At 45.2% G+C, this 12103-nt stretch carries 10 protein-coding genes; 2 read left to right on the top strand and 8 right to left on the bottom strand.

The annotated features are described in order from the left end of the window. Nucleotides 1–257: 257 nt before the first annotated feature. From J9B83_RS15035 to J9B83_RS15015, 5 genes are all read right to left on the bottom strand, one after another. A complete protein-coding gene (locus J9B83_RS15035) occupies nt 258–1241 on the bottom strand; it encodes a lipid A deacylase LpxR family protein (protein WP_328797751.1) in 984 nt (327 codons plus the stop codon). 182 nt (nt 1242–1423) lie between these two features. After that, nucleotides 1424–2797: a TIGR00366 family protein gene (locus tag J9B83_RS15030; protein ID WP_211537631.1), complete on the bottom strand. Its 1374-nt coding sequence runs from the start codon at nt 2795–2797 to the stop codon at nt 1424–1426. 183 nt (nt 2798–2980) lie between these two features. Continuing rightward, nucleotides 2981–4156, bottom strand: coding sequence for an acetyl-CoA C-acetyltransferase (locus J9B83_RS15025; protein WP_211537630.1), 1176 nt, complete (start codon nt 4154–4156; stop codon nt 2981–2983). 64 nt (nt 4157–4220) lie between these two features. Continuing rightward, a complete protein-coding gene (locus tag J9B83_RS15020; protein WP_148831581.1) occupies nt 4221–4880 on the bottom strand; it encodes a CoA transferase subunit B in 660 nt (219 codons plus the stop codon). A gap of 2 nt (nt 4881–4882) precedes the next feature. Further along, a complete protein-coding gene (locus J9B83_RS15015; protein ID WP_211537629.1) occupies nt 4883–5584 on the bottom strand; it encodes a CoA transferase subunit A in 702 nt (233 codons plus the stop codon). Between the two features lie 123 nt (nt 5585–5707). Here J9B83_RS15015 and J9B83_RS15010 point away from each other — a divergent pair, with 123 nt between their 5' ends. Both J9B83_RS15010 and pdxR read left to right on the top strand, forming a co-directional pair. Next, on the top strand, nt 5708–6607 hold the full coding sequence (locus J9B83_RS15010) for a LysR family transcriptional regulator (protein WP_211537628.1): 900 nt from the start codon (nt 5708–5710) through the stop codon (nt 6605–6607). 91 nt (nt 6608–6698) lie between these two features. After that, nucleotides 6699–8168, top strand: a complete 1470-nt coding sequence (gene pdxR / locus J9B83_RS15005; protein ID WP_211537627.1) for a MocR-like pyridoxine biosynthesis transcription factor PdxR — start codon at nt 6699–6701, stop codon at nt 8166–8168. 71 nt (nt 8169–8239) lie between these two features. On the opposite strand, the gene J9B83_RS15965 is transcribed toward pdxR, so the two are convergent. Genes J9B83_RS15965 through J9B83_RS14995 form a run of 3 tightly spaced genes read right to left on the bottom strand, consistent with a single transcriptional unit; the run spans nt 8240 to nt 11932 of the window. Continuing rightward, nucleotides 8240–8371, bottom strand: a complete 132-nt coding sequence (locus tag J9B83_RS15965; protein WP_268927965.1) for a hypothetical protein — start codon at nt 8369–8371, stop codon at nt 8240–8242. Then, a complete protein-coding gene (locus J9B83_RS15000) occupies nt 8362–9063 on the bottom strand; it encodes a response regulator transcription factor (RefSeq protein WP_211537626.1) in 702 nt (233 codons plus the stop codon). The genes J9B83_RS15965 and J9B83_RS15000 overlap by 10 nt, the downstream gene beginning before the upstream one ends. Next, nucleotides 9056–11932 (bottom strand): cache domain-containing protein, encoded by a 2877-nt coding sequence (locus J9B83_RS14995; RefSeq protein WP_211537625.1) that lies wholly within the window; start codon nt 11930–11932, stop codon nt 9056–9058. The genes J9B83_RS15000 and J9B83_RS14995 overlap by 8 nt, the downstream gene beginning before the upstream one ends. Nucleotides 11933–12103: the final 171 nt, after the last annotated feature.

The raw sequence follows: 12103 nt of genomic DNA, 5'->3' as shown, positions 1-12103 counted from the left end.
GAGTGACTTTTTGTGGTTTTTAACCAAATTAGGCATTCTGGGCACAATGCGAATTCTTAATCGCAGTTTCCCTAAACCATCGCACGATAGTCGGCGGATTATAGAGATAAAAAGAGTGATTACTATCTGAACACTATAAAAAACACATCTATATACACTCAGATACAAAACAGAACATTAAGACACTCTCGCGACTTGACTTAAAAATAAACGCGCTACGATTCCTTTTACGCATAAATATAAGTCATAACCAATCACTAAATCTTCCACGCAAAGGTGAGTGTCCCGTAGCGGGTAAATTTATCCAGATCGTTGTTTTGGCTGTCTTCGGTGAAACTAAATGGTGCGTTAATCGCGAAGGCCAGTGACATGTCTTGCCATGCGTAAGTCACACCAGAGGAGAACATATTGTAGTTGTGGTCGTAGTCGATAGATCGGCTGTCGCGAAAGGTATTGCCGTCGGTGAATATTTGGTTGCCGATCATGGTTAACTCAACGCCCGCGTAAATAAACCAGCCTTGATCAACGGCAATAGGGTTAGACGTTCGAGATTCAGACAACAACACAGTAGCAAAGGATGACTCAAGGTGACGGCCATAGCGCACCATAAAACCAGTGCTCACGCTGCTTCGTAAAGTACCAATACTGATGTCTGCGCCTGTCAGTAAATCAGCGTGCTGATTGCTCGCCACCCAGCTTCGCCATGTGCGCCCACGAGACAGTTCAAACACCAGTTCGTTTTCTAATTGCGTATCCCAACCTTGCGGCATTTTGGCGCTAATAACACGATGCACCGCTTTTTGCGTTTGCTCGCCCATGGCGATTGGCCCAACCACGCCCAATGTCGTGCTGACTCGATCAGCGTAACCCGGCGCCTCAGCGATATAAGTATTGGTAAAGCTCAATAAAGCAGAATAAGGAAAGGTGCCTTCGGCCGGTGTGGCGTCTTCTATGTCATAAGGCGTCATCAGGGTTTGGCCGACGCTGTAGACGTTTACCGACTTTAGCGGTGACTCATCTGGCATACTCCAGCTCAATGGTTTTACCCAAAAAGGCGTCGACTGTGTTGACTCTTGTTGGCTGTCCTTTACATCGTAAAGAGACGCAAAGAAGCCGTTGGTGTAGCCGTTGTCCTCATTGACAAAAAAATCGTTGTCTAGTGTGATCGACAGCCAGTTCACATCAGCATAGGCAAAGCGACCACCGAGTAAAAACAACAACAGCACAAAATATTTAAACACGGGCGTCCTTGTAGGCATAATGCATTAAGCGACACAGTATAAAACGAATTTGAAGCAACTTAGACCCATAAGAGTTATAACTTTATGGAAAAAAGAGGACATAGAGCGATAAAAAAACCACTGTTCGACGTTGGCCGAACAGTGGTTGGGTGAGCGTTTTCCTTTATAAAAATGGCAATTAATCAGAAAATCAGGAAGCCCAATGAAATGATAACGCCAGAGCCGATCAACGCCATTAAACAATAGCCCATCACATCTTTCGCACCAAGGCCTGCAATGGCTAACGCCGGCAAGGCCCAGAAAGGCTGAATCATGTTAGTCCAAGCATCCCCCCACGCAATCGCCATAGCGGTTTTCGCGGCATCAACACCCAATGCCGCACCCGCTGGCATCATAATCGGCGCCTGTACCGCCCACTGACCGCCACCCGATGGCACAAAGAAGTTCACGATACCGGCACTCAAAAAGGTGAATAACGGGAAGGTCGTTTCATTGGAAATTGACACAAACCCTTGAGAAATTAACCCAGCCAAAGACGCACCAGAATCTCCCGTTGCTGTCATCATGCCCATGATGCCGGCATAAAATGGGAACTGCAGCAAAATACCAGAACAGTTACGCGCCCCTTGAGAAATAGAGTTCAACAAACTTTTTGGTGTGCCATGCAATAACACTGCAGAGAACAAGAAAGTGAAGTTCACAATATTCAAATTCAGTGCGAAACCATTATTGATAAAATAATAAATCACATACGCAAAACCCATCACGCCCAATAACAAAGACAACACGCGGCTGTTTTCTAGACGCTCCGCAGGTGTCATCTCGGCTTTACTTTTTTCCGTTTCTGCACTTTTTTCTGCCAATAGCTCAGGCGGAATGGTCACCACATCTTGTGGAGCTGGGTGCATCAAACGATTCAATAAAGGAATCGCAACAAACATAGCCGCTAGAATCGCTAAGTTCATGGTCGAAAAAATGGTCTCAGACGTTGGAATGGGAGCCGTCACCGCGCCATTGGTCACTTTCGACAAATTCCCGCTGCCCGCGATCGACAACGGAATCGAGCCAGACAAGCCACCATGCCAGAATAAGAAACCGCTGTAAGCCGATGCAATAAGCAATCGGTAATCCACGCCTTTTACACGAGACGCAATTTCTCTGGCAAATATCGCCCCAACGACTAATCCAAATCCCCAGTTCACCCAGCACGCCATGGCGCTGATCACGGTAACAAGAATAATGGCCTGCCCCGGCGTTTTTGCGACCCCCGCCAACATGGCCAATTTGCTTTTAAACGCTGGCGCACTGGCCATCGCATGACCCGTCACAACCACCATGGCCATTTGCATGGAAAAGCTTAATAGATTCCAAAAGCCCCCTGCCCATGCGTTAACTACTTGCATAGGGCCTTGGCCTGTCGCTGGCATCACAAACAGAAACACCACAAAAGTAAGAACAATGGCAAAGATAAATGGGTCGGGAAGATAACGCTGCAGCAGCGTAACGAAGAACTGACTGGTTTTTTGTAACGCGGTTTGTTGTTGTACAGTATTCATGAGTATGTCCTATTTTATTATATTTATTAGTTAACTTTCTTGATCAAAGAAAGCGGTTTGGCTTTGAACAGAAACCAAGAAGCAAGGAAGTGCTGGTAAACACCCCCTTGCTTCAAAAACACCTTACTGACTTGCTTGTATTACGAAAAACTCTGGGTAGATCTAAATAGAAATAATGGATGACTAACGCGATATCAACATGGCCACGCCCATACCGCCGCCGATGCAAAGCGTCGCCAGACCTTTTTTGGCATCTTGACGCTGCATTTCGTGCAATAAACTCACTAGAATTCGACAGCCCGACGCACCAATAGGATGACCCAAGGCCACAGCGCCGCCGTTCACGTTGACTTTATCGGTGTTGAAACCCAGCTCTTTATTCACGCACATGGCTTGCACGGCAAAGGCTTCGTTGGCTTCGATAAGATCCAAGTCACTCACTTGCCAATTGGCTTTGGTTAGGGCTTTTTTCGTCGCGGCAATCGGGCCCGTACCCATAATTTCTGGATCAACGCCCGCCGCGCTGCCCGCTTCTATCACCGCAAGAATCGGCAAGCCTAAACGGTTGGCGTGCTCGTCTGTGGTGACGAACACCATTGCCGCGCCGTCGTTAAGGGTCGATGCGTTGCCCGCCGTCACCGTGCCTTCTTTGGCAAAAGCAGGACGCAATCTCGCCAGTGTCTCCGCACTGGTGTTTGGGCGAATTTGCTCATCGGCGTCGACGATAACTGGCTCGCCTTTGCGTTGAGGAATCGAGACAGGAATAATTTCTTCTACGAAGCGCCCAGCACTTTGAGCAGCAGCCGCTTTGTGTTGAGACTGGACAGCAAAGGCATCTTGCTCTTCTCGGCCAATATTCCAACGATTGGCAATGTTCTCCGCTGTTTGCCCCATGTGGTAATCGTTAAACGCATCCCACAAACCGTCGGTCACCATGGTATCTATCATGGTCCAGTTGCCCATTTTTTTGCCTGAGCGGCTGTTTGGCAAAACATGCGCTGCTTGGCTCATGCTTTCTTGTCCGCCCGCAACCACCATATTGGCATCGCCGTTCAGCACCGCTTGCGCGGCCAGTTGCACGGCTTTTAAACCAGAGCCACAGACTTTGTTGATGGTCATGGCCGACACTTGGTTTGGTAGACCCGCATGAATGGCGGTTTGACGCGCTGGGTTTTGGCCGCAGCCTGCTGCCAAAACTTGCCCCAAAATCACATCGTCGATGTGTTCTTTTAGTTCGGGTTGTTTTTCCAACATACCGGATAACAATTGAGTGCCAAGTTGCACAGCGCTTAATGAAGATAGTCCGCCATTAAAGGCGCCTATTGGCGTTCTTGCCGCCGCTACGATCACTGCTTTCATATCTAAAAGTCCTATCCATTTTGTTTTTGTTTTATTGCCTATACGTCATTGTCGTATTGAGCAATCAGGCAAATGTCATTTCTGGAACGTGATCAGGCACAATGAGCTTACCTTGAGTTTTCTCGATGATCTCTTCCACCGTCACTCCAGGCGCTCTCTCTTTTAATACAAAGGCACCGTTTTCAATTTCTAGCCATGCCAAATCGGTCAGTACTTTTTTGATACAGCCTTTGCCCGTTAGTGGTAAAGCGCACTCACTCAGCAATTTGGATTCACCATGTTTAGAAGCATGGGTCATGGTGACAATAATATTGTCGGCGCCCGCCACCAAATCCATCGCCCCGCCCATGCCTTTGATCAATTTGTTGGGAATCATCCAAGAAGCGATGTTGCCGTTTACGTCGACTTCAAACGCCCCTAATACGGTCAAATCCACATGGCCGCCACGAATCATCGCAAAGGATTCGGCCGATGAAAAAATAGACGCGCCCTTGACCGTGGTCACGGTTTGCTTGCCCGCATTGATCATGTCGGCGTCGATGGTGTCTTCGGTAGGAAATTCGCCCATACCCAACAAACCATTTTCCGATTGCAGCATCACTTCCATGTTTGATGGCACATAGTTGGCCACCAGCGTTGGAATACCAATACCAAGGTTCACGTAAAAACCGTCTTGTAATTCTTGGGCGACACGCTGCGCCATTTGCTCTCTTGTTAATGCCATGACTAAGCCTCCTTCACCGTTCTTTTTTCAATGCGTTTTTCGAAGTGACCAACAATCACGCGGTCCACGTAAATACCTGGCGTGTGAATGTGCGCAGGGTCGAGTTCGCCTACTTCGACGATTTCTTCTACTTCCACTACGGTGATTTTGCCGGCTGTCGCGGCTAAGGGGTTAAAGTTTTGTGCGGTGTGGCGATAAACCACATTACCGTAACGATCGGCTTTCCAGCCCTTCACGATGGCGAAGTCGCCGGTAATGGCTTCTTCTAATAGATATTCACGACCGTTGAATAGTTTGGTTTCTTTGCCTTCTGCGACAGGCGTACCCACGCCGGTAGCGGTATAAAAAGCAGGAATACCCGCGCCGCCAGCACGCATTTTTTCAGCAAGGGTGCCTTGTGGCGTCAGTTCGACCTCAAGTTCACCGCTCAATAGTTGCTTTTCAAACAGCGCATTTTCGCCCACGTAAGACGACACCATTTTGCAAATCTGCTTGTCTTCCAACAAGACACCTAAACCAAAACCATCCACGCCACAGTTATTGGATACAAAGGTTAAGCCAGTGGTGCCTTTGCGTTTGATCTCGTTGATAAGGTTTTCTGGAATGCCACACAATCCAAACCCCCCTGCAAGAACGGTCATACCGTCCTCTAAACCCGCCATGGCCTCTTCATAAGAACCGACGACTTTGTCAAAACCTGCCATTGCCTTTCTCCTGTTTTATTATTTTTACTTGCGGTCAGTTTGACTCATGGTGATAAATTAATTAAGTTTGTTTTATCTATTTATTAATAAGTTTTTTAAAATAATAAAAAAGGAAAACCCTCGTTGAACATCAAACAAGTTCGCGCTTTTCTCGCTGTCGCCCAGTCGTTAAGCTTCGCCAGCGCCGCCACCCAGTTACACTTATCTCAACCAGCCTTGAGCTTGTCGATTAAAAGCTTGGAAATCAGCTTGGGGGGAAAGCTTTTTACCCGCACCACGCGCCACATTTCGCTCACACCGGAAGGCGACGCCTTGGTTCCCATTGCCAGACGACTATTGGCTCAATGGGAAAATGCCGAAGACGAAATGAAACAACGCTTTGCTCTGCAAATGGGTAAGATTACGCTGGCGTCTATGCCCTCTTTTGCGGCGTCGTTACTACCCAAAGCCATTCGTAATTATCACGCGTCTTATCCGAACATTCAGGTTGCCATAGACGATGTGTTATCCGATGTGGTGGTCGAAATGGTGCGCAACAATCAGGTGGAATTAGGCATTTCATTTGAGCCGACAAACCTATTGGAGCTGTCGTTTTACCCGTTATACGAAGACAATTTCATCGCAATTTTACCGGCGAAGCATCCTTTATCTGTCCATGAGCGTATTACTTGGCGTGACTTATTAGCTTATGATTTTATTACCCTACAACGCCCTTCTAGTGTGCGCGACCTTATCGAGAATACGGTTAACGAAGCGGGTATTGAGCTCAATGTGGCGTTCGATGCGCACCAGCTAACGACCGTAGTGCGTATGGTCAGTGAAAACATGGGCGTCGCCGTGGTGCCAGCGGTATGCCGACAACAAGCAACTGAACAAAATGCAATTTGCCGTGCCGTTATTGAACCAGACATCCGTCGTCGCGTTGGGGTGATTTGCCAGCCTAGATCACACTTATCCATAGCCGCCGCGGCCATGCTCGACGTATTGGTAGAAACCTATGCAATAAGCCCCATACTGCAGTAAAAAGAGTAAATTCTGTTAAGATCAATAGAGTAGTATTACACTTAAATGCGTTAAACCTCGCTCAACGTCGTGAAAGCACGAAGGAATTATTTTGCTAGATCATCATTTCCACATTGAATTTGACCCTGAAAGAACCCTTCAGGATCAAATCCGTGAATGTCTTGTCAATTTGATACTGACCGGAACCTTGCCTCTCGACGAACCATTGCCTTCATCGCGAAATCTGTCGAAGAAGCTGGGCGTCTCACGTAACACCATAGTGCTAATTTACGAAAATTTGGTGGCAACAGGGTTCATCGAAGCACACGCGCGCAAAGGTTTTTTTGTATCGAAAAACTTTCATAATCCAGAAAATATCGACACAGACTCAGATCAAAACCCCATAATTGCCGCACCAAGCTGGTCTAATCGCTTTCAAAAGAATCCGAGTAATCGGCAAAATATCGTCAAACCCAATGATTGGCAAACCTTCGAATACCCGTTTATTTATGGGCAAATTCAGCGTGAATTTTTTCCACTGGAACAATGGCGAGATTCCGTACGAAAGAGCATGTCGGGGAAATGGAATAAATATTGGATCAACGATATGGTGGATTCCGACGATCCTCTGTTGATCGAGCAAATTCGTACACGATTGCTACCACGTCGCGGCGTGTATGCAGAAGCCAGTGAAATACTTATTACCATTGGAACACAAAATTCACTGTATTTATTGGCTAACTTATTATGTAGCAGCAAAACCCGTGTAGCGATGGAAAACCCAGGGTTTAGAGACGCGCTCAACATCTTTTCTTTGTTCGACAGCCAAATACAAAAACAGCCTGTCGACCAAGATGGCATTACTGTCGACAATCATCTTGACGACTGCGACTATGTGTACATCACCCCAAGTACCCAAGTACCCACCGGCGTAGAACTGAGCAAAACAAGACGCAAAAGCCTTTTAGACAAAGCTGTTAAACAGGATTTTGTGATTATTGAAGACGATTACGACGCGGAAATTAACAACAAAATAAATCGCCAACCGGCCATAAAAGCATTCGACAGAAACAATCGGGTGATTTACATAGGCAGCATGTCAAAATCCATTTCTCCCGGTATTCGGGTCGGTTTTATGGTGGCCGATGAAGAACTTATTACCGAAGTTCGTGCATTGCGACGATTAATGTATCGACACCCGCCGGTTAACATCCAGCGTCAACTTTCGCTGTTTTTGTCATTAGGGTATTACGATACTTACCTGCGAAAATTGCGCGTGATCAACTCGTCCAAATTGCAACGCATGATAGAAGCCGTAAACCGTCACCTCCCCGACATGATGACGACACAAAACGTCAGCCAAGGGGCAACCTCTGTATGGTTAGAAGCACCGAATCATGTCAACACAGAAGAAGTGGCTTGGCTCGCCGCGCGCAATAGCATTTTAATCGAACCCGGCGCCGTGCACTTTAGTAACGAAAACCCACCGAAAAACTTCTTTCGCTTAGGTTTTTCGGCCATCGAAACCCACAAAATAGAACCGGGCATCGCCGCATTAAAAGATGTATTTGATAATTTTTAACACTCACTGAAACTATTTTCCTGTTTCGCCGTAACTGTTTATAAGATCAATAAAGCACATCGCGTTATTGGTTATTCTTTTGAGAAAAATCGAACACTGATTTTTGGTTCCCCGCCACGCCCCGTTCCTAAATAAACGGGGCGTTCTCTTTTGATATTCACAAGCTGGGCCTGCATCCCCAATACTCCATCTGTTAATGCCATTCCACTTCTGTAATCAGCATGTAACCTGCACCATAGACAGTTTTAATCAGTGTGCCTGTGTCATTTTTAGGTTGGATTTTTTTTCTTAATCGAGAGACGCGTACGTCAATACTGCGGTCATAAGGCACGGTGTTTTCCCCCAGTAACTGGTCACGCGACAGTATTTGGTAAGGGTTTTTGAGTAAAGCCAATAGCATGTCGGCTTCCGCTCGACTAAGCATCTCTTGATGAGGAGTGTCCGCGTTAAGCGTAAGTGAACCGGGATGATAGGTAAATCCGGAAAACTGCGCATATTGCTTTGTATTAACAGGTTTCTCGTCGTGTGTTTGTATTCGGCGCTGCAAACTTTGTACTCTCGCGACTAATTCACGCGGCTCAAAGGGCTTAGTGATGTAATCGTCAGCACCCAACTCTAACCCTAACACGCGATCTGTGAGTGCATCTCTTCCAGACACAATGATAATGCCAATGTTTTTGTGCTGTAATCGTCGGATCAAATCAATACCATCCATGTCAGGTAACGTAAGATCAATAATGCAAATATCTGGCGATTTGGTCACAATGTTTTGCTCTGCCTCTGAGCCATTACCAAAATATTTTGTGTCAAAATAAAACTGATTCAACGTATTACAAATCAGAGTCCCGAGATCTTTTTCATCTTCAACGACATAAACCAGACATTTTTTATTCATTATGGTGTCCTGAGTTGTCTATAAAATGTGTGTTAATGGCTTCTAAAAGCGCACTGCTTTCGAAGGGTTTTTGAAGAAACACACCTTCATATTCAATGTTTGCCAATCGATCACTGTAACCTGTCATTAAAACGAAGAAGGCTCTAGTGTATTTTTCTTGAACTAATGTATGAACGTCATGGCAAGTAGCTATACCTGGCATCACACCATCCGACACCACACCTTCCAAAGAAGGTAAGCCAGCACGCAATAAAGCCAACGCTTCATCTGCCGTACTCGTTTCGATAACAGAATACCCAATCTCTATTAGCTGTTGACGAACTACACTGCGCACATCCTCATTGTCTTCTATTAACAAAACGAGCGCATTCTGAGTCACTTTTTTCAAGGTATTTTCGGTAGGAAAACTGCATCCTATGGTTTCTTTAACACCAGCATGAGAAGGCAATAAGATTTCAACACATGCCCCTGTATCAAGATTATTAGACACTCGCATATAACCTTTTGATTGCTTAACAAAACCAAAAACCATGCTTAACCCAAGTCCTGATCCTGAGCCAGATAACTTCGTGGTATAAAAAGGCTCACACGCTCTCATCAACGCCTCAGGCGTAAAGCCTGTTCCGCTATCTTGAATCGAAAATACAATATATTGTCCCGGCAAAACGGGCTCATCAAAAGTGTTTAGCGATGTAAATATGGCCCCATCAACTTGATTAACACTCAAAGATAACCGACCACCTTTTGGCATGGCATCTGCTGAGTTCAATATTAAATTCACTAGCGCGTCTTCCATTAATGCCGAATCCACATAAATAGCTGGGCAATGATCGAGGATCTGAGTTGTCAGCACGATGTTATCAGGCAGTGGCGCTGACAATAATGTCACCACATCATTAATAAGTGACCTCGGCTCAATATAAGTGGGAGATAAAGGCTGTCGACGAGAAAAAGCCAATAAACGCCGAGTTAAATCGGCACCACGACGTGTGGCTCTTATCGCTGGCGATAAATGATGGTGCCACAATTCTGGCACCGCATCTTGATGCTGCAGTGCTAATAAATTTCCCAAAATAATGGTCAGTAAGTTATTAAAATCATGGGCCAACCCCCCAGACAACTGACCAACGGTCTTCATTTTGCTGGCTTCAGCCAAACGCTTTTCGGTTTCTCGCTCCTTGGTGATGTCTATTGATAAGGTTAACAGCCCCACTACCTTTTTATGATCATCATAGAAAGGCAATACCGTCCGTCGAGTTAAAATAGGCTTCCCTTGATCAATCAAAGGGTACTCATAAATCACCCTCTCACCCTGTAAAGCACGCTCAATATGTTTACTCAATACAGTAAACATATCTTGATCTACTACCTGTGAAAGGCATTTACCGACAATGCTTTCTTTGGTTTCGTGGAATATTTCGAGGTATTCTCGATTCGCAAATACAAACTTCAAATCACTGTCTAAATACGCCACTTGAGCAGGCAAAGCATTAAGAATAAGCCGCTGCCTTGCTTCCGTCGCCCGTAATTCTGATTGAGTCAATTCAAGCCTTTGCACCGCACCCAATAGCTGTTGATTGCTTTCGGATAGGCACTGTGTTCGCTCCTCTACTTTAAGATTCAAGGTAGTAATATTGTCGCGTAAACACGTCACCATGTAATCAAACGACTCCGCCAATACTCCCAGCTCATCGTTGCGTTTAATGCCTGTTTTTGCCATTAGATCGCCGTTGTTGATTTTTTGTGCGGTGAGCGACAACTTACGAATGGGCGAAGTGATCCATTTAGCAAACAAGAACGCCAACAGCGCTCCCACTAACAACCCTACGACACCAATTGCCACAATACGTTGGCTTAATTGGACCGAACTGAACATAAGATCGTCAAAATACACAGAGGAACTGATGTACCAATCAAAGCCCGACAAATGCCGCGTTAATGAGAGCTTTTCGTAGTTATAATGCCCCGGATCGTCAGGGCGATCCCATTTGTAGTAAAGCTCTTCACCAGTGTCGGCCATCGACATAAGATCTTTGTAGATTGGGTTGCCTGTGACGGAATTGAGTTGTGTTTTGAAATTAATACCATTGATATTGGTATTCGGGTGGAAAAGCATATTGCCTTTGGAGTCGAAAACATACAAATAACCATTATTGGCAATATTAATGTCTTTTAACACCTCAGCGATTTCTTTAACGGCCTTTTCTTTTTGTGCGGTGATTTCTTTTTCAATGTCATCAATATACACACCCGCACCAATAACAAACCCCCACTGCGACATATTTTTAACAAAAGAATATTTATCAATGGCCTGGGTTTCATTGAGCCTATTCCACTTGTAGTTATAAAAGCCTTCTCTTTCTCTTAGCGCCAAATCCACCAGTTTTGGTATAACTTTTTCGCCATTAACATCAATATACAAAGACATATCCGTGCCATTAAACAAAGGCGATGGATGAGCTAAAATCTTTGCATCGTAGTCTGATATCCACACATACCCTTCAAAACCAAATTTAAAATGACGCAGACTAAAAAATATATCTTGCCAAATAGCGTCTTCAGTACGCCCCTTCGCTCTGCCATTTTCTAATGCGCTTGCTATGAAATTTTCAGTGAGTTCCACAATGGATTTTAAACGCTGCTCATGATGACTTAGTGTGCGATTAACGTAAGTATCAGAATTAAACGAAATACTGCTGGCCAAGTCATAAACCACATTTAAGACTTGACGATTAGAGTTAAGCTCTAATTTGAAAATATTGTTTTTAATCAGTGGGACAGAAAAGAGGTAGATAGCGCTGAAGATACTACTGATCAACAATAGCAGCAACACGAACAATCTAAGGGTGATGGTCGACATAGGAAACATGATTTTCTTCTTGTTTTTATTAGAAACCAATCCTATCACAAACTAACACAACGCCATCAGCTTGTTACATTTGGTTAGAATTGAAAAATAGTTTGGGAAGATGCGAATAAGTCCCGCGCATGAGACAATTCATTTTTAACCTTCGAGCCTGACCATGTCACATCAACTCAC

It is taken from the genome of Marinomonas vulgaris (assembly GCF_018145875.1).
GTDB lineage: Bacteria > Pseudomonadota > Gammaproteobacteria > Pseudomonadales > Marinomonadaceae > Marinomonas > Marinomonas vulgaris.
The sequence above is the reverse complement of the archived record's forward strand: the minus strand, read 5'-3'. Positions and strand labels throughout refer to the sequence as shown.

Excerpts from the sequence above, each read along its gene's own strand:
- J9B83_RS15030 (WP_211537631.1), bottom strand. The coding sequence starts at position 2,797 with ATGAATACTGTACAACAACAAACCGCGTTACAAAAAACCAGTCAGTTC.
- J9B83_RS15025 (WP_211537630.1), bottom strand. The coding sequence starts at position 4,156 with ATGAAAGCAGTGATCGTAGCGGCGGCAAGAACGCCAATAGGCGCCTTT.
- J9B83_RS15020 (WP_148831581.1), bottom strand. The coding sequence starts at position 4,880 with ATGGCATTAACAAGAGAGCAAATGGCGCAGCGTGTCGCCCAAGAATTA.
- J9B83_RS15015 (WP_211537629.1), bottom strand. The coding sequence starts at position 5,584 with ATGGCAGGTTTTGACAAAGTCGTCGGTTCTTATGAAGAGGCCATGGCG.
- J9B83_RS15965 (WP_268927965.1), bottom strand. The coding sequence starts at position 8,371 with ATGGCATTAACAGATGGAGTATTGGGGATGCAGGCCCAGCTTGTGAAT.
- J9B83_RS15000 (WP_211537626.1), bottom strand. The coding sequence starts at position 9,063 with ATGAATAAAAAATGTCTGGTTTATGTCGTTGAAGATGAAAAAGATCTC.
- J9B83_RS14995 (WP_211537625.1), bottom strand. The coding sequence starts at position 11,932 with ATGTTTCCTATGTCGACCATCACCCTTAGATTGTTCGTGTTGCTGCTA.